We start from the raw sequence: 21,937 nt of genomic DNA, 5'->3' as shown, positions 1-21,937 counted from the left end.
CCGTTGTGGGCGGGGCCCGTCCAGCCTAATCGGCGCGGGCGACCGCCGGGCAGGGCCGACGGCCCCTCCGCGCCCCTCCCCGTGACCCGGTCCGGCCCCCAAGTGAACTGAGTGCGCCGCAGAGGGAAAACCCCGACCGTTCAAAACGATGCAAAAATGGACGTACTTGAACAACTCCATGGCGCTAGGTCGCCGTTCAGTCCATCCGGCGCGCGCCGCCCAACAATCCGGTCTCGGCATCGGTCGCCTGGGTCATGACGAACTGGCGGTCGCTCTGCGTGCACCAGAGGGTCACCCCGTCCGCGAGCGTGGACAGCGCCTCGTACTCATGGCGCGGCAGACTCATGATGCGGCCGATCTGCGCGGCCTCGTCGGGGGAGACCCGCTGCACGCCGACCAGCGAGGACTTCTCCAGGAGCCGGGGCGCGACCGGGCTCAGATACGGCAGCAGCGTCACCACCGACTGCCAGGGCGCCGACACGACCCGGCCGCGCGGCGGGCGCATGCCGCAGTCACGCACCACGACCACCGGACTGCCGGCGGACGCGCCCTGCGGCGGCACCCGCCCCACGTCGTGCAGGGCGATGCACGGCTGGCCGCCGCCCGCGGCCTGCGCGAGCGCCGTCCACGCCTGGGCGCGGCCGGTCTCGACCGCCACCCGGGCGCCCGTCGCGGCGGCCCGGAGGGCCAGTACCTGCGCGGTCCACAGCCCGCCGATGAGGGTGACGTCGTACGGGACGGGCCGGTTGATGCCGAGCACGGCGGGGCGGTTCTCGGCGTCGACGCCGATCACCATGCCGTCGTCGCCGACCGGCAGGGCCAGCGCGTCGAGTTGGTCGAGGGCGACGGAGTGCTTGTCCCGGCGCGGTCCGACGAGCCCGAAACCGAACCGGGGCCGCGTGCCCCGGACCGTACCGCGAGAGCCCGTACCCCGGGACTCCGTACCGCGTGCGTCGGGCCGCCCGGAGCGGGCCGGCGTACCGAAGGAGGAGACGGAGGAGGACATCAGCGCGCACCCCCCAGCGGCAGCGTCGCGAGGATGCCCGGCACCTGTTCCCGGTCCAGCCGCACCAGACCCGTCCTCACCCCGCGTGCCGCGCGCTCCAGTTCGTGCCGCGCGGCCACCAGTTCCTCGTCGCTGCGCCCGGTGATCCGTACGTGTCCGGCCACCGTCACCTCCTGCCGGTCCCCGCCGCTCAGCGTCAGGCTGAACGTCGTCGCGAGCGCGGGCAGCGAGGTCAGCAGGGCCACCAGCTGCGGCATCGAGGCCCCCGCGCGGCCGCCCTGGCCGCCCAACTGGGGCCAGCGCCCGACCCAGTACGTCGTGTGCCGCCGGTCGTCCACCCGCCAGGTCCGCGCGGTCTCCTGGGTCCGCCGCCCCTGCGTCTGCCCCCGGCCCGCCTGCGCGATCGCCATCGGGCTCGCGCAGGTGGAGGTGGCGAGCGCCGACGTGAGCTCCTGCTCCGTCAGCACGCTCGCCGAGAACCCGGCGCCCGCGAGCCGGCTCGCCAGCTGGTCCGCCGCCCGCACCACGCACTTCTGCGCGCCCCGCACGCCGCCGCCGCGCGCGGCGACCGCCTCCGGGCACAGTTCGGGGTCGAGCTTCAGCGCGATCCAGGTGATCCGCACCGCGGGCGAACCCGTCTGCGCCTGCAGCGGGCCGTAGTTGCGCGCGGCCATGGACTGCGCGGGCAGGTGCGGCGCGGGCGCCGGCTGGGTGTGCTGCACGATCTGAGCCGACTCCAGCCGGATGCCGTCCACGCTCAGCACGTCCCGGACGAGCCCGACGGGCAGCGGTCGGGCCGCACGGTCCGGACGCAGGGCGGTGCCGTCCGACTCCACCCGCAGGACCGCCGTCAGGAAGGTGCCGTCCCCGACCATGCCGACCGGGCGCCGGTCACGGTCGCTGTACGCGTACGTCCGCAGCGCCGGGTCGCACTCCACGACCGGCGCGAACCCCGGCTCGGTGCCCTCCGGCACCGTGAACGAGGCCGCCCGGCGCGTGCGGGCCCGCAGCGCGAGGAAGGTGCCGAGCCACTCGGGCAGGGAGCGCCGGTGGCGGCGCACGACGGCGAGGAGCAGGAGTACGACGGCGACCACGCCCGCCGGCACGAGGAGCATCGGCTCCACGACCCAGGCCACGACGAGCAGAGCCGCCGCCACCTCGATCAGTACGAGCTGTTGCAATTGGAACGAACCGAAGTGTCCCGGGCGCGCCTGGAGCCTCGGCGAGACCGAGGAGACGGGTCCCGTGGACGGGGGTTCGGAGGTGGTGGCCGCGGCGGGCCGCGTCCGCGTCGCGGAAGCCATGATGGAGAATCCCCCTCAATTCGTCCCGATCACCCTGGCCCGCCAGGGCTTTGGCGGCCGGATCACCCTACCCGCCCCACGAACCCCTCGGGACAGCAGGCATAGTAGGTGGCCGGTCCGACGGCCGGGGCCCGGGTGCCAGCTCCCCCGGCTCCCGCGCGAAGATCGCGCCTGACGAGAATGGGGACTCATGGCATCGCGGCGGGACGAGCTCAACGCGTACACCTTTGCGAAGAAGCGCACGGTGGCGGCATTCCTCCAACCCTCGCCCTCCGGCACGGAGGAGGGGGCGCCGAGGCCGCTGCGCGCGATCGTCCCCGGTCTGATCGTCGCCGCGCTCGTCGTCGCCGGCTTCGGCGCCTGGGGCATGTTCAGCCCCCAGGCCCCCAAGGGCTGGGACACCCCCGGTACCCGGGTGATCGTCGGCAAGCAGTCGACGACCCGGTACGTGGTCCTGGAGACCGGCAAGGGCAAGGACAAGAAGACCCTGCTCCACCCCGTCCTCAACCTCGCCTCCGCGCGGCTCCTCCTCAACCCCGACCAGTTCCAGGTCGTCCAGGTCGCCGACAAGAAGCTCGACGAGGGCAAGCCGCCGCGCGGCCCGATCCTCGGCATCCCGTACGCCCCCGACCGGCTTCCCACCGCGGACGACGCGGGCAAGGCCAAGCGCTGGGCCGTCTGCGTCCAGCCCGGCGGAGGCAAGGGCGCCAGCGTCCAGAAGGCGACCTTCCTCTTCGCCGAGCGGGACATCCCCCGCACCGAGGGCGCCGGCCGGCTGAAGAACGGGCAGATCCTCTACGTCAAGGGACAGAAGGGCTCCGCGCAGTTCCTCGTCGACCACACCGGCACCAAGTACCCGGTCAAGGCCGACAGTCCCGGACTGCTCACCGCCCTCTTCGGCCTCGGCAAGGAGCCGCAGCCCGTCACCGACGACTGGCTCGCCACCCTGAACACCGGCGACCCGGTGGACTTCCCGCACCTCGAAGGAACCATCGGCGCCCCCGCCGACATCCCGGACAGCACCCTGAACGAGACCGAGAGCCGGATCGGCATGGTCCTGCTCGCCCAGACCGGCTCCGGACCCCAGCACTACGTCGTGCTCGCCGGGAAGGTCCAGCCGGTCACCTCGTTCACCGCCTGGCTCCTCATCAACTCCCGGCAGACCGGCGTCCTCGACATGGACGGTGAGCCGACCACCGTCGACGCCTCCTCGTTCGTCCCCGACCCCACCGTCTTCCACGGCGAGGCGCGCTGGCCGCAGCTGAAGTCCACCCAGGTCAACGACTCCACCGGCGCGTCCGCCCGCGACACCGTGTGCAGCGTCCTCACCGGCGTCGACGAGAAGGGCGGGACGACCCTCGCCACCTGGGCCGGCACCAAGTACCCCGCCGACATCACGGCGGGCGGCACCAGCACGTACGTCACCCCGGGCACCGGCCTGCTCTACACCCAGATCCAGGGCAAGCAGAAGACGCCCGACGGCTCGCTGTTCCTCGTCACCGACACCGGTCTCCGCTACGCCGTCCAGGCCAACGGCGACAGCGACTCCGCCCGCTCCGAGATCGGCGCCGGGGACAAGGAGCAGCAGACCGACGGACGTCCGGAACCCAGCGACGCCCAGAAGCGTCTCGGCTACGAGAAGGTCATGCCGGCCCTCGTCCCGATCGAGTGGTCGGAGTTCCTGTCGAAGGGTCCACGACTCGACACCAACAGCGCGCGCCAGCCGCAGGGTTCCTAGGGGGTGGCACCGGTGACGACCACGTACCGCACGGCCGCCCTGCTCGCCGCGGGCACCCTCACCGCCCTCCTCGTGGCGCCCCCGGCGGCGGCCGCGCCGCGCCACGACGGGCCTGTCCTCGACGGCAGCGGCGAGTGCACCTTCCCGATGAAGAAGCAGATCGAGGGCATCCCCTGGCCGCTCCAGCGGGTGCTCCTCGACGAGCTGTGGCAGGACACCAAGGGCAAGGGCATCCGGGTCGCCGTCATCGACACGGGCGTCGACGACGTCAACCCGCAGCTGAGGACCGCCGTCGACGCCAAGGCGGGCAAGGACTTCCTCAAGCCCGACAAGAAGAACCCCGGTCTCGGCGACGAGCTGCGCGGCAAGACCGACGGCACCGTCGACGACGTCGGCCACGGCACCAAGGTGGCCGGCATCATCGCCGCCCGCCCCCGTGCCGGTACCGGCTTCGTCGGTCTCGCCCCCGAGGCGACGATCATCCCGATCCGGCAGAACGACGAGAAGAACAGCGGCAAGTCCGACACGATGGCGCTCGCGATCGACCACGCCGTCGCCAAGGGCGCCCACGTGATCAACATCTCGCAGGACACCACCCAGGCCCTCGACGCCGACTCGGACATGGCCAGATCCGTGGCCGCGGCGATCAAGAAGAACATCGTCGTGGTCGCCTCCGCCGGGAACGACGGCATGGACGGCAAGCTGAAGACCACGTACCCGGCCGCCTTCCCCGGAGTCCTCGCCGTCGCCTCGTCCGACCGCAACAACGAGCGCGCCGCCTTCTCCCAGTCCGGCACCTTCGTGGGCGTCGCCGCCCCCGGCGTCGACATCGTCTCCACCGTCCCCGGCGGCGGCCAGTGCGTCGACAACGGCACGAGCTTCTCCGCCCCGTACGTCGCCGGTGTCGCCGCCCTGCTCCGGGCCGAGCACCCGAAGTGGACGGCGGCCCAGATCGTCGCCCGGATCGAGCAGACCGCCGTCCGCTCGATCAACGGCCGCGACAACCACGTCGGGTGGGGGGTGATCGACCCGGTACGGGCGCTCGCCGACGTCCCGGGGACGCCGGCGTCCTCGCCCACGGCCGACCCGGCGCCGCCGAAGCCGCCGGCCCCCGAGCCGGCCCGTCTGGCGCTGTCGGAGACGCCTCAGGAGCGCTCCGAACGGCTCGCCACCTACGCGTTGGGGATCGGTGTCGTCCTGGTGGCCGTGGTCGCCGGAACCGCCATCGTGATCCGCGACAGCCGCCGTCGAAGAGGGGTCCGTTGACCCGCGTAACGGTCAAGTATCCGGACCTTCCTTTGCAGTTGGAACTGCCGCCGTCAATGGCTAAAGTGACCGCGGGGCGCACGGCAGTGCGAGCCCAGCACGGGGGCGGCATCAGAAGATTCCCGTCCGCATCACGAACGGAGGGCCCGACGGCCGAGCCGTCGACGCCACCGAAGGAAGAAGGGGCAAGATGTCGAAAGACCTGAACGTAACCAGTGCCGAACAAGTCAAGCTCGCCGGCCGGATCCAGGACTTCTCCGACGAGCTCCAGTCCCGCATCACCAACCTCAACGGCGTGGTCGACCGCGTCCAGGCGGGCTGGCAGGGCGCTGCGAGCAAGGAGTACGACCGGGTCCAGAACGACCTGAACCAGCGTCTGCGCAGCATGCGCCAGGAGCTGTCCAAGCTCGAAGAGATGATGCGCATGAGCGCCGACGGGTTCTCGCGCGAGGAGGAGGACCGTCTGCGGTCTTTCCGCACGATGGACACCAGCGGTGGCGCCGGCGGCGGCGGCAACCAGAGCGCCATCCTCGGCGTCTGAGCCACCCGACAGCCCTCCGCGCCACTCTCACTCCAGGAGTCAACACCATGACCACTGCGGTCAATTACGACACCGTGACGCAGGCGGCGGCCGACACCCGCCTGACCTCCACCACCCTCACCCAGAAGCTCGACGACCTCATGGCCGAGGTCAACCGCGTCGCCAGCAACTGGGAGGGTGAGGCCAAGATCGCGTACCGCGAGACCCAGGACCGCCTGACCCGCGACATGGCCGGCATGAACCAGGACCTGGCGCGCATCGCCCAGCTCCTCGACGAGTCGGTCATCGGCTACCAGGACACCGACCGGGGCAACGCCGCCCGGTTCCGCATGTGACATCCCGCGGACGTACGTGAGGGGGTGGCCCGTTCCCGACGGGCCACCCCCTCACGCGTGTCCGGCGCCTACCGCAGGTCGAACTCGCCGTCCCGGGCGCCGAGGACGAACGCGTCCCACTCGGCCTTCGTGTACCGCAGCACCGTCTCCTTGTCGAGGGACGAACGCATCGCCACCGCGCCCTCCGGGAGCCGCGCGATCTCCACCCGCTCCTCGTCCGGGCTCGTCCCCGGCGCGCCCTGCCACTCGACGCCGGAGATGTCCAGCGCGTACAGCTCGTCCTTCTGGCGCTGCTTCTCGGCGGCCAGGGCGTCGGCCGGGCTCCCGGCGAGCTCGGTGCTGTCGTGTGCTGCGTCGGTCATCGGCGCGTTCCCTTCGCGGTCGTACGGCGGTCCCTCCCACAGTAGTGGGACCGCCGTACCCGATCAGCGGGAAATCCGCGGCCCGCGGGCCCTGTTCCCCGTCCGCGCCGTCCCGTCAGTGCTGCTCCGGCAGCCAGCCCAGCTGCACCAGCGGCGTGCCCCGCTTCCGCGACACGAACGTGCCCCGGCCCTGCGGCATCGGCCTGGCCCGGACGTTGCCCAGGATGTCGCCCTCCTGCGGGTCGCCGGAGAGGATCACGCCCTGCGCGCCCAGCTCCCGCATCCGCTGCATGAACGGCTCGTACATCGCCCGCGAGGCACCCGCCTGGTTGCGCGCCACGATGAACCGGATGCCGACGTCCCGCGCGAACGGCAGGTTCTCCACCAGGACCGCCAGCGGGTTACCCGAGTTGGTCGCCACCAGCTCGAAGTCGTCGATGAGGACGAACAGCTGTGGACCCGTCCACCAGCTGCGGTCCCGCAGCTGCTGCGGTGTGATGTCGGGCTTCGGCGCCCGCTTCGTCATCACCGTGTTGATCGCGTCCATGTGCATCTGCATGGCCGAGGCCATCGGCGCGTATTCCAGGAGGTGCGAGGGCGCCACCGCCTCCAGCATCGTCCGCCGGTAGTCGCCGACCACGATCCGCGCCTGCTCCGGCGTGTACCGCTCGCACAGCTGCTTCGCGATGAGCCGCAGCAGCCCCGTCTTGCCGGACTCGCTCTCACCGAAGATCAGGAAGAACGGATCCGACTCGAAGTCGACGAACACCGGCTCCAGGTTCGTCTCGTCGATACCGATCGCGATGCCGTGCTGCGGGTACTCGAAGCCCTTCGGCAGCCGCTCCGCCGGCAGCTTGCGCGGCAGCAGCCGCACCGCCGGAGCCGGGGCCCCGTTCCAGCTCGCCCCCACCGACCGGACGAACGCGGCCGTTCCCTCCGACAGGTCGGCGGCCGAACTCGATCCGTCGATCCGCGGCAGCGCGCCCATGAAGTGCAGCTTCTCCTGCACCTGACCGCGCCCCGGCACCCCCGGCGGCACGTTCGCCGCGACCTTCCGGTCGAACTCGGAGTCCATGACGTCACCGAGCCGCAGTTCGAGGCGGCCCAGCATCTGGTCCTTGAGCGCCGCCCGCACCTCCATGTACCGGGAGGCGGTGATCACCACGTGGATGCCGTAGCCCAGACCGCGTGCCGCGATGTCGGCGACGATCGGCTCCAGCATGTCGTAGTCGTTGCGGAAGCTGCCCCAGCCGTCCACGACCAGGAAGACGTCACCCCAGGCCTCGCCGGGCAGCTCGCCCGCGGCCCGCTTGCGCCGGAACGTCGTCATCGAGTCGATGGAGTGCGTACGGAAGAACTCCTCCCGGCGGTTGAGGACGCCCATCACCTCGGCGACCGTCCGGCGCACCCGCTCCGGGTCGAGCCGTGACGCCACCCCGCCGACGTGCGGCAGGTCGGCGAGCGCCACCATGCCGCCGCCACCGAAGTCCAGACAGTAGAACTGCACCTCGGCCGGGGTGTGGGTGAGCGCGAACGACGAGATCAGCGTCCGCATGATCGTCGACTTCCCGGACTGCGGACCGCCGACCACCATCATGTGACCGGCCGCACCCGAGAAGTCCCGGTACAGCACCTCACGCCGCTGCTCGAACGGCTTGTCGATGAGGCCGAGCGGCACCGTGAGCCCGCCCTGACGCGTGTACTCCGTCGCCGTGAGCCCCCGGTCCGCCGTCTGCGCGAGCCCCGGAAGGAGCTGGTCGAGCGACGGCGCCTGGTCGAGCGGCGGCAGCCACACCTGGTGCGCCGGCACCCCCTGGCCCTCGAGCCGCCGCACGATCACGTCGAGGACCGTGTCCGCGAGCGCGTCGTCCTCCTCCGCGCGCTGGGCCGTCAGGTACGCCGGGTCCGGCGCCGCGTACACCACCGGCACCGGCGCCGCCGTGAACAGCGCGGGACGCCGCTCCACCGGCAGCTGACCGATCTCCAGACGCGGCCCGCCCGTCCGGTACGTCCCCGAGACGTACGCCGCCTTGAAGCGGGTCATCTCGTCCGTACCGAACTTCAGATAGCCCGAACCCGGCACCGACGGCAGGTGATAGGCGTCCGGCACGCCGATCGCCGTCCGTGACTCCGCCGCCGAGAAGGTCCGCAGACCGATCCGGTACGACAGATACGTGTCGAGACCGCGCAGCTTGCCCTCCTCAAGGCGCTGCGAGGCCAGCAGCAGGTGTACGCCCAGGGACCGGCCGATGCGGCCGATCTGGATGAACATGTCGATGAAGTCCGGCTTGGCGGTGAGGAGTTCGGAGAACTCGTCGATCACGAGGACCAGCGAGGCCAGCGGCTCCAGCGGGGCACCGGCCGCCCGCGCCTTCTCGTAGTCGTGGATGTTGGCGTAGTTGCCCGCCGACCGCAGCAGCTCCTGGCGACGCTGGAGCTCACCGCGGATCGCGTCGCCCATGCGGTCGACCAGCGTCAGGTCGTCGGAGAGGTTGGTGATGACCGCCGCCACGTGCGGCATCTGCGACATGCCCGCGAAGGTCGCGCCGCCCTTGAAGTCCGCGAGGACGAAGTTCAGCGTCTCCGAGGAGTGCGTCACCGCGAGCCCGAGCACCAGCGTCCGCAGCAGCTCCGACTTGCCGGAACCCGTCGCACCGACGCACAGACCGTGCGGGCCCATGCCCTCCTGCGCGGCCTCCTTCAGGTCCAGCATGACCGGCTGGCCGTCCTCGCCGACACCGATCGGCACCCGGAGCCGCTCGGCCACCGACCGCGGCCGCCAGGTCCGCGCCACGTCCACCGAGGCCGCGTCGCCCAGGTTCAGCAGATCCGTGAAGTCCAGGTTGGCCAGCAGCGGCTCGTCGTCGTCCCCGCCGCCCATCCGCAACGGCGCCAGCTGCCGCGCCAGGGCCTCCGCCGCCGGAAGCGAGATGCCGTCCGGCAGCCCCTCGTACGCGAAGCCGCCGCCGAACTCCAGCGACAGCCGGTTCGGCCGTACCACCACCGACAGGCCACCGCGCGGCTCGTCCAGCTCGCCCGAGACCACCTCCACGATCGTCACGCCCTGAAGGCCCTCGGGCGCCGCGAGCAGCGAGTCCGGCGGCACCATGCCGCCGTCCAGGACCACCACCACGTGCGGCTGGTCGAGCACCGGCTGGTTGTCCCGGGAGAACCGGGGCCGCCCGTCCAGCTTCGACCGGATCAGGCCCTCCAGCTCGCCCAGGTCGTCGCCGAACAGCCGCTTCGTACCGGCACCGTCGACCTGACCCGGCACCTGCGTGTGCGGCAGCCACTTCGCCCAGTCCCACCGCTCCTGCGAGGCCCGGGCCGCGACCACCGCGACCACCAGGTCCTCGGGGGAGTGCAGGGTCACCAGCTGCGCCACCAGCGCACGCGCGGCCGCCTGCGCCGACTCCGGCTCACCCGACACCGTCACGTGGTAGAAGGCCCGCATCGAGACCGCCATCGGCAGCCCGTCCAACGTGCCGTGCACCGCGAGGAACTGCTGCATCGCGCCCGCGCACAGCGGCTCCAGCTCGTCCACCGGAGCGGTGTCCGGCGCCACCAGCGGCGTCGCCAACTGCTGCGCCCCGAGCCCGATCCGCGCCTGCCCGAAGTCATGGTCGCCGACCCGGCGCTCCCACACCCGCGAACCCTCGGCCACCACCGACCACAACTGCTCGGGGGCGGGGTGCAGATACAGCTGCGCGTCCCGCTGCTTGCGGGCCGTACGCCGGACCGTACGCCGGGTCTGCGCGAGGTATTTGAGGTAGTCGCGGCGGACATCGGCCATTTGCCCCTGCGTACCGCGACGGAATCTGACGAACTGGGCGACCGCCATCGCGACCGTCGACGCCAGCATCAGAGTGCCCATGATCCGCATGATCGGAGACGGCGTCATGAAGAAGAACACCACCGACGAGCCCATGCCGAGCATCGGCAGGAGCTGCATCAACGCCGACTCCTGCTGCCCCCGCGGAAGTTCCGGCGGAGACTCCAGGACCAGTTCCTCACCGGGCACTTCCGGCGGAAGAGACCTCGGCGGGCGTTTGACGACGATCTGGCTCACCGGCGCATCAATCCCTCGTTGGAGGCGGGCTCGTGGCGGGAGCATCCACTCGGCACCCCTGTCGGCAGCCGGGCGCACGGACTTCCCCCATGGGACGGCGATCCTACTTGCAGCCCCCACCGGCCGTCCCCGGTAGGGTGGCGCGCGCATCGTGCGCAACCGCGAATCAGGGGGTCCACACAGTGAGTACGACCGCAGCGACCGGCTTCTGCCGCGTCACCGTCGTGGCGCCGGACAGCCGCATCGACGTCGCGCTCCCCGAGGACATCGCCGTCGCCGACGTCTACCCGGAGATCCTGCGGCTCACCGGACAGACCCAGGCCGCCGGCACCCCCACCGGCTACCACCTGGTCCGCCGGGACGGATCGGTCCTCGACGGCGCCCGCACCCTCGCCGCCCAGCAGGTCCTCGACGGCGAGGTGCTCTCCCTACGCCCGTTCGCCCAGTCCCTGCCGCCGGCCGTCTACGACGACGTGTCCGACGCCGTCGCCTCCGCCGTCACCCGCGACCGGCACCTGTGGAGCGACGAGCTGCTCCGCGGCGCCGGACTCCTCGGCGGCGTGCTGCTCCTCGTCCTCATGGGCTTCGTCCTCTGGTTCGCCGACCCGGTCCGCCACGACATGCACAGCCTGCCCGGGATCATCGCGGGCGCCGCCGGCCTCCTCCTCACCGCCTTCGCCGGAGTACGCGCCCGCGTGTACGGCGACCGGGCGACCGCCGTCGCCCTCGGCCTCGGCGCGCTGCCGCTGCTGCTCATCGCCGGCTCCGGCATCGTCGGCCCCGACGCCGGCCAGGGCCCCGGCCGCCTGCAGTTCCTGCTCGGCTGCGTCACCGTCCTCGTCGCCTCGGTGGCCCTCGTCGCGCTCACCCCCAGCGGCGACGCGCCCTTCGTCGCCGCCACCTTCCTGGCCGGCGTCGGCACCCTCGCCACCTTCCTGGCGATCCTCACCGAGACCACCGCCACCGAGACCGCCGCCGTCTGCGCGCCCGTCGCCATCGGCCTCGTCGCCTTCCTGCCCGGCCTCTCCGCCCGCTTCGCCCGGCTCCCCATCGGCTACGCCGCCCCGCGCAGCGCCGCCGACGACGAGTTCCACGGCGACCCGCAGCAGCAGGCCGGCGAGGACGCGCAGCCCGTCGACGGCGAGCGCATCGCGCTCCAGGCCCGCCGCGGCCACGAGATGCTCCTCGGCCTGGTCGGCGGCTGCGCTGCCGTCGTCGTCGGCTCCGCCGCCGTCCTCGGCTTCGCCGGAAACGTCTGGGGCCAGCTCCTCGCCCTCGCCTCCGGCCTGGCGATGCTGCTGCGCGCCCGCCTCTTCCGCTACACCTCGCAGGTCGCCTGCGTCCTCGTCGCCGGCATCGCCGCCATCGCCCTGCTCGTCCTCGGCCTCTCCCTCAACCCGCCGGCGGACCTGGTCAAGGACCTCCTGATGTACGGCGACCGGGGCGGCCTGGACATCCGTACGATCTGGCTCACCGCGGCCGTCGCGGCGGGCGCCGCGCTGATCACCGCGATCGGCCTGATCATCCCGAAGAAGGGTCTCTCCCCCTTCTGGGGCCGCCTCCTCGACCTGGCCGAGGCGTTCGTGCTGCTCTCCCTCGTCCCGCTCTGCCTCGCCGTCCTCGACGTCTTCTCGGCGGTCCGCTCCCTCACCAGCAAGTAGGACCGGGAGCCGGCGGCGCTCCGGCGAGCTGGTACGCTGTGTGACGGCCGTTTGTGTACGCGCTCCCGGAATGCCCCCGACTCGGTCGGAAGCCTCTGGAAGCTGCGCCCATCGGACCTTCGCCCGTCGAGTCACGGAAGCTTCCCCTGAGACCTAGACCAGGGGCACTCACGGGCGCACGAACACCAAGAGGAGAACCGCGTGGCTCTCGACGCCGCTGTCAAGAAGCAGATCATGACCGAGTTCGGCACCAAGGAGGGCGACACCGGCTCCCCCGAGGTCCAGGTCGCGATGCTGTCCCGTCGCATCTCGGACCTGACCGAACACCTCAAGCAGCACAAGCACGACCACCACTCCCGCCGTGGTCTGCTGATCCTGGTCGGCCAGCGCCGCCGCCTGCTGCAGTACCTGGCCAAGAAGGACATCCAGCGCTTCCGTACGCTGGTCGACCGCCTCGGCATCCGCCGCGGTGCGGCCGGCGGCGCCAAGTAAGACGCGTGGAGGGAGCGGTTCCCACTTTCAGGGGGCCGCTCCCTTTGCTGTACGTGCACAAAGTGCGCATCGGCACTTAGGCTGGTCGCACAACCCCATAGGACGAGCGAGGAGCCGCCGGCTCGCCGCCGGTCCTCGGTAGTGGCCCCCGGACACGACGTTCCGGGTGCTTCGATCGAAGACCGGCCAGCACCCGAGGCGCTCCTTCGCCACCGTCGCACACCGTCCCCGGCCACACGGGCCCCGGACGCAAAGACGAACACGTAGGAGAAACCCATAGTGGAGAACGAGACCCACTACGCCGAGGCCGTCATCGACAACGGCGCCTTCGGTACCCGCACCATCCGCTTCGAGACCGGCCGTCTCGCCAAGCAGGCCGCCGGCTCCGCCGTCGCCTACCTGGACGACGACACGATGGTCCTCTCGGCGACCACCGCCTCGAAGCGCCCCAAGGACCAGCTCGACTTCTTCCCCCTCACGGTGGACGTCGAGGAGCGGATGTACGCGGCCGGCAAGATCCCCGGCTCCTTCTTCCGCCGGGAGGGCCGCCCCTCCGAGGACGCCGTCCTCACCTGTCGTCTGATCGACCGGCCGCTGCGCCCCTCCTTCAAGAAGGGCCTGCGCAACGAGATCCAGATCGTCGAGACGATCATGGCGCTCAACCCCGACCACCTGTACGACGTGGTCGCGATCAACGCCGCCTCCTGCTCCACGCAGCTGGCCGGCCTGCCCTTCTCCGGCCCGATCGGCGGCACCCGTGTCGCCCTGATCAAGGGCCAGTGGGTCGCGTTCCCGACGCACACCGAGCTCGAGGACGCCGTCTTCGACATGGTCGTCGCCGGTCGCGTTCTCGAGGACGGCGACGTCGCGATCATGATGGTCGAGGCCGAGGCCACCGAGAAGACCATCCAGCTCGTCAAGGACGGCGCCGAGGCGCCGACCGAGGAGATCGTCGCCGCCGGTCTCGAGGCCGCGAAGCCCTTCATCAAGGTCCTCTGCAAGGCCCAGTCGGACCTCGCCGCCAAGGCCGCCAAGCCCACCGGCGAGTTCCCGGTCTTCCTCGACTACCAGGACGACGTCCTGGAGGCGCTCTCCGCCGCCGTCAAGGGCGACCTCGCCAAGGCGCTCACCATCGCCGGCAAGCAGGAGCGCGAGACCGAGCTCGACCGCATCAAGGAGCTCGCCGCCGAGAAGCTCCTCCCGGCCTTCGAAGGCCGCGAGAAGGAGATCTCGGGCGCCTACCGCGCGCTGACCAAGAAGCTGGTCCGCGAGCGGATCATCAAGGACAAGGTCCGCATCGACGGCCGCGGCATCACGGACATCCGTACGCTCGCCGCCGAGGTCGAGGCCATCCCGCGCGTGCACGGCTCGGCGCTGTTCGAGCGTGGCGAGACCCAGATCCTGGGCGTCACCACCCTCAACATGCTCCGCATGGAGCAGCAGCTGGACACCCTCTCCCCGGTGACCCGCAAGCGCTACATGCACAACTACAACTTCCCGCCGTACTCCGTCGGTGAGACCGGCCGCGTGGGCTCGCCCAAGCGCCGCGAGATCGGCCACGGCGCGCTCGCCGAGCGCGCCCTCGTGCCGGTCCTGCCGACCCGCGAGGAGTTCCCCTACGCGATCCGTCAGGTGTCCGAGGCCCTCGGCTCCAACGGCTCGACGTCGATGGGCTCGGTCTGCGCCTCCACCATGTCGCTGCTGAACGCCGGTGTGCCGCTCAAGGCCCCCGTCGCCGGTATCGCCATGGGTCTGATCTCCGAGGAGATCGACGGCAAGACCCACTACGTCGCCCTCACCGACATCCTCGGTGCGGAGGACGCCTTCGGCGACATGGACTTCAAGGTCGCCGGCACCAAGGAGTTCGTCACCGCCCTCCAGCTCGACACCAAGCTGGACGGCATCCCGGCCTCCGTCCTGGCCGCGGCCCTCAAGCAGGCCCGCGACGCCCGCCTCCACATCCTCGACGTGATGATGGAAGCGATCGACACGCCGGACGAGATGTCCCCGAACGCCCCGCGGATCATCACCGTCAAGATCCCCGTGGACAAGATCGGTGAGGTCATCGGCCCCAAGGGCAAGATGATCAACCAGATCCAGGAGGACACCGGCGCCGACATCACGATCGAGGACGACGGCACCATCTACATCGGTGCCGCCCAGGGCTCGCAGGCCGAGGCCGCCCGCGCCACGATCAACGGCATCGCCAACCCGACCATGCCGGAGGTCGGCGAGCGCTACCTGGGTACGGTCGTCAAGACCACCACCTTCGGTGCCTTCGTCTCCCTGATGCCCGGCAAGGACGGTCTGCTGCACATCTCGCAGATCCGCAAGCTCGCCGGTGGCAAGCGCGTGGAGAACGTCGAGGACGTGCTCGCGATCGGCGCCAAGGTCCAGGTCGAGATCGCCGAGATCGACCAGCGCGGCAAGCTCTCCCTCGTCCCCGTCCTCGCGGACGAGGACGGCGCCGCCGACGACAAGGGCGACACCGACCAGTGACGTCCCGTAGTTCCGTGACGACGGCCCGCCCCTCTTCGGAGGGGCGGGCCGTCGCCCGTACCCAAACGCTTCTCCCGGGCAAGGACGGCATCGGCACGGTCCGCCGCACGACCCTCCCCGGCGGCCTCCGCATCGTCACCGAGACCCTCCCCTCCGTGCGCTCGGCCACCTTCGGCATCTGGGCGCACGTCGGCTCCCGCGACGAGACCCCGGCGCTGAACGGCGCGACCCACTACCTGGAGCACCTCCTCTTCAAGGGCACCCACAAGCGGTCCGCCCTCGACATCTCCGCCGCGATCGACGCGGTCGGCGGCGAGATGAACGCCTTCACGGCGAAGGAGTACACCTGCTACTACGCCCGCGTCCTCGACACCGACCTGCCGCTGGCGATCGACGTCGTCTGCGACATGCTCACCGGCTCGCTGATCCTCGAAGAGGACGTGGACGCCGAACGCGGCGTCATCCTCGAGGAGATCGCGATGACCGAGGACGACCCCGGTGACGTCGTGCACGAACTGTTCGCGCGGACGATGTTCGGCGACACCCCGCTGGGCCGCCCGGTCCTCGGCACCGTCGACACCGTCAACGGCCTCACCCGCGGCCAGATCGCCCGCTTCTACAAGAAGCACTACGACCCGACCCACCTGGTCGTCGCCGCCGCGGGCAACATCGACCACGCCACGGTGGTACGCCAGGTCCGCCGCGCCTTCGAGAAGGCCGGCGCCCTCACCCGTACCGACGCCACCCCCGTCGCCCCCCGCGACGGCGCGCGCACCCTGCGCGCGGCGGGCCGGGTCGAGCTGCTCAACCGCAGGACCGAGCAGGCCCACGTGGTCCTCGGCATGCCGGGCCTGGCCCGCACCGACGAGCGCCGCTGGGCCCTCGGGGTGCTGAACACCGCCCTCGGCGGCGGCATGTCCTCCCGTCTCTTCCAGGAGGTCCGCGAGAAGCGCGGCCTGGCCTACAGCGTGTACTCGTACACCTCGGGCTTCGCCGACTGCGGCCTCTTCGGCGTGTACGCGGGCTGCCGGCCCAACCAGGTCCACGACGTCCTGAAGATCTGCCGGGACGAGCTCGACAAGGTCGCCTCCGACGGCCTCACGGACGACGAGATCGCCCGCGCCGTCGGACAGCTCTCCGGTTCGACCGTGCTGGGCCTCGAGGACACCGGCGCGCTGATGAACCGCATCGGCAAGAGCGAGCTGTGCTGGGGCACCCAGATGTCGGTCGACGACATGCTGGACCGGATCGCGGCCGTCACCCCGGACGAGGTCCGGGAGGTCGCCCGCGATGTACTGGCCCAGCGGCCCTCGCTCTCGGTGATCGGCCCGCTGAAGGACAAGCAGGCGGACCGGCTCCACCGAGCGGTCTCCTGACCCCGAGATCCCTAAGGAAATCAGAGCAATGAGCAAGCTGCGCGTGGCGGTCCTCGGAGCACAGGGCCGTATCGGCTCCGAGGCCGTGAGGGCCGTCGAGGCCGCCGAGGACATGGAACTGGTCGCGGCCCTCGGCCGCGGCGACAAGCTGGAGACGCTCACCGAGGCGGGCGCCCAGGTCGTCGTCGAGCTGACCACCCCCGCGTCGGTGATGGAGAACCTCGACTTCTGCGTGCGCCATGGCATCCACGCCGTCGTCGGCACCACCGGCTGGACCGAGGACCGCCTCGCGCAGCTGCGGACCTGGCTCGCCGCCTCCCCGGAGACCGGCGTCCTCATCGCGCCGAACTTCTCCATCGGCGCGGTCCTCACCATGAAGTTCGCCCAGATCGCGGCCCCGTACTTCGAGTCGGTCGAGGTCGTCGAGCTGCACCACCCGAACAAGGTGGACGCCCCCTCGGGCACCGCCACCCGGACGGCCCAGCTCATCGCCGCGGCCCGCGCCGAGGCCGGTCTCGGTGCCCAGCCGGACGCCACGGCCACGGCTCTGGCCGGCGCCCGGGGCGCCGACATCGACGGCGTCCCCGTCCACGCGGTACGGCTCCGGGGCCTGCTCGCCCATCAGGAAGTCCTGCTCGGCGGCGAGGGCGAGACCCTCACCGTCCGCCACGACTCCCTGCACCACTCCAGCTTCATGCCGGGCATCCTCCTGGGCGCCCGCCGCGTGACCACCGCCCCGGGCCTCACCTTCGGCCTGGAGCACTTCCTGGACCTGGGCTGACGGCCATGGGCGGAAAGATCACGTACGTCTTCCTGGCCACCGTGCTCGTCCTCGTCTTCGGCGTGGTGGCCCTGGAGGGCGTCCTGCTGCTCCTCACCGGCGAGCCCGCCGCCATGGGCATGGGCGCCGTGGCGTTCCTGCTGCCCGGGGTCGGCGGCTGGTTCCTCTGGAAGAACACCCGGTTCGCGCGCCAGGCGGGCCGCCTCGCCACCGAACTGGAGGCGGAGGGCGGCCTGCCCGTCGACGAACTCAAGCGCACGGAGGGCGGCCGGATCGACCGCGACTCCGCCGACGAGGTCTTCGCCCGGCGCAAGGCCGAGACGGAGGACTCACCGGACGACTGGCGCTGCTGGTTCCGGCTCGCGGTCGCCTATCACGACGCCCGCGACACCCCCAGGGCCCGCAAGGCGATGCAGCGGGCCATCGCCCTCCACGAGGGGCGTCCGGTCAGCGCGTGACGGCCGGGGCCACGCCGTACTCGGCGTGCCAGGCCTCGACCGTGTCGGCCGCCCGGTCGAAGGCCTCGACCCGGGAGAGGAAGTCGGCGTTGTGGTCGGTGAGCAGCATCAGCTGCTCACCACCCTGCCGACCCAGCACCAGGGCCTGCCCCTGGACGGTGCGGGGGAGCCCCAGCCAGCGCACCGGCTGCTGCACGGTCCGCACGGAGGTCACCTTCGCCCACGGCACGGTGACGGTCGAGAAGAAGGCCACGCGGCGTACGCCGGCGCGGCTCACCCAGGTCCCCATGCGGAGCATCCGCAGGGCGGCCAGGATGACGAGCACGGCGACGGCCAGGGTGGCGGCACCGCCGTCGAAGGCTCCCGCCGCGGCGATGATCACCGCGGCGAGGAGGACGAACGAGGCGAGCAGCAGCGCCAGGGCGGCCGACCCGACCCGCCAGGAACCCGGCCGGTAAGGACGCCGCCACTGGTCGTGATCGTCGAACGGCAGGGCGACGTGGTCGGTCGTGTCAAAAGCACGGTCGGCCGTCAGAAAGGGCAGGGGCACGACAGGTCCTCACTCACAGGCACGCTCGAAGGGGCAGTGCCCGGTGAGGCTACCTCAGCGGTTGTCGGACGCCTCGGACTGCTGCTGACGAGTGGCGGAGTCCCCGGAGTCGAGGGACGGCATCCCGAAGATCAGCGACCCGACGAGGCCTGCCACGACGGTCAGTCCGAGCAGCGTACGGCCGACGATCTGCGAGGCGCCAAGGCGCTCACGTGGCGGAGGAGTGACGTTACTGCGGAAGTGGTCGGCCTCCGCGACGAACGCGAACGGTACGGCCTCATCCCGGCGGAACATCAGAGCCACTCTCCTCGGTCGTCATGGTGCGTCACAGGTAGAGACGACGGATCCGACGTTTTGGTGCCCTTTTTCATCAAAGCGGCCGAATCTCATTCTCCGGTAGGACGCCGGGGGCCGATGCCACCGACCTGCGTGCTACTCCGCAGGGACGGCCATCCGGCCTGTCGGGGCACAGATGTCCGAACACCCGATGCGAAGTGTCCGTATTGCGACGTTTCACGAAGTTCATCTAGGCTGATCAAACGGACCCGGCGCTGCCTGAACCCCCGAGCAGGCAGCGCCGGGCTCCTTTCTCCTGTCCCCCTAAGGGCCACCCGGCGCTGAGCAGCGAGTAGCGTGTTACCCATGGCTCCGATCTCCACTCCGCAGACCCCCTTCGGGCGGGTCCTCACCGCCATGGTCACGCCCTTCACGGCGGACGGCGCACTCGACCTCGACGGTGCCCAGCGACTCGCCACCCACCTGGTGGACGCAGGCAACGACGGCCTCGTCATCAACGGCACCACCGGCGAGTCCCCCACCACCAGCGACGCGGAGAAATCGGAGCTGGTACGAGCGGTCCTGGAGGCGGTCGGCGACCGCGCCCACGTCGTGGCCGGCATCGGCACCAACGACACCCACCACTCGATCGAGCTCGCCCGCACCGCCGAGCGCGACGGCGCCCACGGCCTGCTCGCCGTGACGCCGTACTACAACAAGCCCCCGCAGGAGGGCCTGTACCGGCACTTCTCGGCCATCGCCGACGCCACCGAGCTCCCGGTGATGCTCTACGACATCCCCGGCCGCAGCGGCGTCCCGATCGACACCGAGACGATCGTCCGGCTCGCCGAGCACCCGCGCATCGTGGCCAACAAGGATGCCAAGGGCGACCTCGGCCGCGCCAGCTGGGCCATCGCCCGCTCCGGCCTCGCCTGGTACTCCGGCGACGACATGCTCAACCTGCCCCTGCTCTCCGTCGGAGCCTGCGGCTTCGTCTCCGTCGTGGGCCACGTCGTCACCCCGGAGCTCCGCGCCCTCCTCGACGCCCACCTGGGCGGCGAGGTCCAGAAGGCCACCGAGATCCACCAGAAGCTGCTGCCGGTCTACACCGGCATGTTCCGCACCCAGGGCGTCATGACCACCAAGGCCGCCCTCGCCCTCCAGGGCCTCCCGGCCGGCCCGCTGCGGCCGCCGCTCGTGGAGCTCTCCCCCCAGGAGACCGAGCAGCTCAAGGTCGACCTGGCCGCCGGCGGGGTAGAGCTCTGACAACGGACTTCACAACTGAACACTGACAACAGCAAGTGCACGAATGTCATGCGCGCCACGTGCCGAGGGGTACGTGGCGTGCGTGGTGAGGAGAGTCTTTTGAGTCATCCGCATCCTGAACTCGGCGCCCCGCCGAAGCTGCCGAAGGGCGCCCTGCGCGTCATCCCGCTCGGCGGCCTCGGTGAGATCGGCCGCAACATGACGGTCTTCGAGTTCGACGGCCGTCTGCTCATCGTCGACTGCGGCGTCCTCTTCCCGGAGGAGGAGCAGCCCGGCGTCGACCTGATCCTGCCGGACTTCACCATCATCCGGGACCGCCTCGACGACATCGAAGGCATCGTGCTCACGCACGGCCACGAGGACCACATCGGTGCCGTCCCCTACCTGCTCCGGCTCAAGCCGGACATCCCGCTCATCGGCTCCAAGCTGACCCTCGCCCTGATCGAGGCCAAGCTCCAGGAGCACCGCATCCGCCCCTACACCCTCGAGGTGAAGGAGGGCGACCGGGAGATCCTCGGATCGTTCGACTGCGAGTTCATCGCGGTCAACCACTCCATCCCGGACGCGCTCGCGGTCGCGATCCGCACCCCCGCGGGCATGGCCGTCGCCACCGGCGACTTCAAGATGGACCAGCTCCCGCTGGACGGCCGCCTCACCGACCTGCACGCGTTCGCGCGGCTCAGCGAGGAGGGCATCGACCTCCTCCTGTCCGACTCGACGAACGCCGAGGTCCCGGGCTTCGTCCCGCCGGAGAAGGACATCTCCAACGTCCTGCGCACGGTCTTCGCGAACGCCCAGAAGCGGATCATCGTGGCGAGCTTCGCCAGCCACGTGCACCGCATCCAGCAGATCCTCGACGCCGCCCACGAGTACGGCCGCAGGGTCGCCTTCGTCGGCCGCTCGATGGTCCGCAACATGGGCATCGCCCGTGACCTGGGCTACCTCCGGGTCCCGGCCGGCCTCGTCGTGGACGTGAAGACCCTCGACGACCTGCCGGACGACGAGGTCGTGCTGGTCTGCACGGGCTCCCAGGGCGAGCCGATGGCCGCCCTGTCCCGCATGGCCAACCGCGACCACCAGATCCGCATCGTCCCCGGCGACACGGTCATCCTGGCCTCGTCCCTCATCCCGGGCAACGAGAACGCGGTCTACCGCGTGATCAACGGCCTGACCCGCTGGGGCGCGCACGTCGTCCACAAGGGCAACGCCAAGGTCCACGTCTCGGGTCACGCCTCGGCCGGCGAGCTGCTGTACTTCTACAACATCTGCCGCCCGAAGAACCTGATGCCGGTCCACGGCGAATGGCGCCACCTCCGGGCCAACGCCGAGCTCGGCGCGATGACGGGCATTCCCAAGGACCACATCGTCATCGCCGAGGACGGCGTCGTCGTCGACCTGGTCGACGGCCGCGCCCGGATCACCGGCAAGGTCCAGGCGGGTTACGTGTACGTCGACGGCCTCTCGGTCGGCGACGTCACCGAGACCTCCCTCAAGGACCGCCGCATCCTGGGCGAGGAGGGCATCATCTCGGTCTTCGTCGTGGTCGACTCCTCGACCGGCAAGATCGTGGGCGGCCCGCACGTCCACGCCCGGGGTTCCGGCATCGACGACTCCGCGTTCGACGCGGTGATCCCGAAGATCGACCAGGCGCTCAACAAGTCGTTCCAGGACGGCGTCGTCGAGCCCCACCAGCTCCAGCAGCTGATCCGCCGCAGCGTCGGCAAGTGGGTCTCCGACACCTACCGCCGGCGACCGATGATCCTCCCGGTCGTCGTCGAGGTCTGACGTCTGACCAGCACAACTCCGGAGCGGGGCGCCTCGATTTGCATCGGGGCGCCCCGCTCCAGTACGTTTACGGCTCCGCCAGATCGGGAACCACCGGCGCCGCCGTGCGCCTTAACGGTTCTTCGGGAGGCGGGAAATCCGACTCAGATCATCTGATAAAGTCGGAACCGCC

General features: G+C 70.9%; 18 protein-coding genes. 12 read left to right on the top strand and 6 right to left on the bottom strand.

What is annotated here, in order from left to right; genetic code table 11:
- Positions 1 to 196: 196 nt before the first annotated feature.
- Positions 197 to 1,006, bottom strand: coding sequence for a hypothetical protein (locus tag AMK29_RS29805; protein WP_073818884.1), 810 nt, complete (start codon positions 1,004 to 1,006; stop codon positions 197 to 199).
- Positions 1,006 to 2,310 carry a type VII secretion protein EccE gene (gene eccE / locus AMK29_RS29800; RefSeq protein ID WP_073818882.1) on the bottom strand — a complete coding sequence of 435 codons (1,305 nt, stop codon included), beginning with the start codon at positions 2,308 to 2,310 and terminating at the stop codon, positions 1,006 to 1,008. The genes AMK29_RS29805 and eccE overlap by 1 nt, the downstream gene beginning before the upstream one ends.
- A 190-nt stretch (positions 2,311 to 2,500) precedes the next feature.
- Here eccE and eccB point away from each other — a divergent pair, with 190 nt between their 5' ends.
- From eccB to AMK29_RS29780, 4 genes are all read left to right on the top strand, one after another.
- Positions 2,501 to 4,048, top strand: coding sequence for a type VII secretion protein EccB (gene eccB / locus AMK29_RS29795; RefSeq protein WP_073818881.1), 1,548 nt, complete (start codon positions 2,501 to 2,503; stop codon positions 4,046 to 4,048).
- A 12-nt stretch (positions 4,049 to 4,060) separates the two neighbouring features.
- Entirely contained in the window at positions 4,061 to 5,314 is a 1,254-nt protein-coding gene (mycP, locus tag AMK29_RS29790; RefSeq protein ID WP_073818878.1) for a type VII secretion-associated serine protease mycosin, read from the top strand.
- Between the two features lie 190 nt (positions 5,315 to 5,504).
- Entirely contained in the window at positions 5,505 to 5,855 is a 351-nt protein-coding gene (locus AMK29_RS29785) for a WXG100 family type VII secretion target (protein ID WP_073818876.1), read from the top strand.
- 47 nt (positions 5,856 to 5,902) lie between these two features.
- Positions 5,903 to 6,190: a WXG100 family type VII secretion target gene (locus AMK29_RS29780; RefSeq protein ID WP_073818874.1), complete on the top strand. Its 288-nt coding sequence runs from the start codon at positions 5,903 to 5,905 to the stop codon at positions 6,188 to 6,190.
- Positions 6,191 to 6,258: 68 nt separating this feature from the next.
- Here the strand turns inward: AMK29_RS29780 and AMK29_RS29775 are convergent, their stop codons facing one another.
- Positions 6,259 to 6,552 carry a DUF397 domain-containing protein gene (locus tag AMK29_RS29775; protein WP_198942360.1) on the bottom strand — a complete coding sequence of 98 codons (294 nt, stop codon included), beginning with the start codon at positions 6,550 to 6,552 and terminating at the stop codon, positions 6,259 to 6,261.
- A 115-nt stretch (positions 6,553 to 6,667) separates the two neighbouring features.
- On the bottom strand, positions 6,668 to 10,621 hold the full coding sequence (gene eccCa, locus AMK29_RS29770; protein ID WP_073818872.1) for a type VII secretion protein EccCa: 3,954 nt from the start codon (positions 10,619 to 10,621) through the stop codon (positions 6,668 to 6,670).
- Positions 10,622 to 10,803: 182 nt separating this feature from the next.
- On the opposite strand from eccCa, the gene eccD reads away from it, so the two are divergent.
- From eccD to AMK29_RS29740, 6 genes are all read left to right on the top strand, one after another.
- Complete coding sequence (eccD, locus tag AMK29_RS29765) at positions 10,804 to 12,282, top strand: type VII secretion integral membrane protein EccD (RefSeq protein ID WP_073818870.1); 1,479 nt, start codon at positions 10,804 to 10,806, stop codon at positions 12,280 to 12,282.
- A gap of 201 nt (positions 12,283 to 12,483) precedes the next feature.
- The gene (rpsO, locus tag AMK29_RS29760) at positions 12,484 to 12,774 is read left to right on the top strand and encodes a 30S ribosomal protein S15 (protein ID WP_030206644.1); all 291 of its coding nucleotides are present in this window, start codon (positions 12,484 to 12,486) and stop codon (positions 12,772 to 12,774) included.
- Between the two features lie 279 nt (positions 12,775 to 13,053).
- Positions 13,054 to 15,273, top strand: a complete 2,220-nt coding sequence (locus AMK29_RS29755) for a polyribonucleotide nucleotidyltransferase (protein ID WP_073818868.1) — start codon at positions 13,054 to 13,056, stop codon at positions 15,271 to 15,273.
- The gene (locus AMK29_RS29750) at positions 15,270 to 16,649 is read left to right on the top strand and encodes a M16 family metallopeptidase (protein ID WP_073818866.1); all 1,380 of its coding nucleotides are present in this window, start codon (positions 15,270 to 15,272) and stop codon (positions 16,647 to 16,649) included. Before AMK29_RS29755 ends, AMK29_RS29750 begins: the two co-directional genes overlap by 4 nt.
- A gap of 28 nt (positions 16,650 to 16,677) precedes the next feature.
- Complete coding sequence (dapB, locus tag AMK29_RS29745) at positions 16,678 to 17,430, top strand: 4-hydroxy-tetrahydrodipicolinate reductase (RefSeq protein WP_073818864.1); 753 nt, start codon at positions 16,678 to 16,680, stop codon at positions 17,428 to 17,430.
- 5 nt (positions 17,431 to 17,435) lie between these two features.
- Positions 17,436 to 17,888, top strand: coding sequence for a tetratricopeptide repeat protein (locus tag AMK29_RS29740; RefSeq protein WP_073818862.1), 453 nt, complete (start codon positions 17,436 to 17,438; stop codon positions 17,886 to 17,888).
- On the opposite strand, the gene AMK29_RS29735 is transcribed toward AMK29_RS29740, so the two are convergent.
- Positions 17,878 to 18,438: a hypothetical protein gene (locus tag AMK29_RS29735; protein ID WP_073818860.1), complete on the bottom strand. Its 561-nt coding sequence runs from the start codon at positions 18,436 to 18,438 to the stop codon at positions 17,878 to 17,880. The two genes, AMK29_RS29740 and AMK29_RS29735, sit on opposite strands and share 11 nt — an antisense overlap.
- 54 nt (positions 18,439 to 18,492) lie before the next feature.
- The gene (locus AMK29_RS29730) at positions 18,493 to 18,732 is read right to left on the bottom strand and encodes a hypothetical protein (protein WP_073818858.1); all 240 of its coding nucleotides are present in this window, start codon (positions 18,730 to 18,732) and stop codon (positions 18,493 to 18,495) included.
- A gap of 348 nt (positions 18,733 to 19,080) precedes the next feature.
- Here AMK29_RS29730 and dapA point away from each other — a divergent pair, with 348 nt between their 5' ends.
- Together dapA and AMK29_RS29720 are read left to right on the top strand one after the other, a co-directional pair.
- Positions 19,081 to 19,980 (top strand): 4-hydroxy-tetrahydrodipicolinate synthase, encoded by a 900-nt coding sequence (gene dapA / locus AMK29_RS29725; RefSeq protein ID WP_073818856.1) that lies wholly within the window; start codon positions 19,081 to 19,083, stop codon positions 19,978 to 19,980.
- A 99-nt stretch (positions 19,981 to 20,079) separates the two neighbouring features.
- Positions 20,080 to 21,765: a ribonuclease J gene (locus AMK29_RS29720; protein WP_073818854.1), complete on the top strand. Its 1,686-nt coding sequence runs from the start codon at positions 20,080 to 20,082 to the stop codon at positions 21,763 to 21,765.
- The last annotated feature ends 172 nt before the right edge of the window (positions 21,766 to 21,937 follow it).

This window comes from Streptomyces sp. CB02261, assembly GCF_001905665.1.
GTDB lineage: Bacteria > Actinomycetota > Actinomycetes > Streptomycetales > Streptomycetaceae > Streptomyces.
Note: the sequence above shows the minus strand (reverse complement) of the source record. Positions and strands in the feature narration are given on the sequence as shown.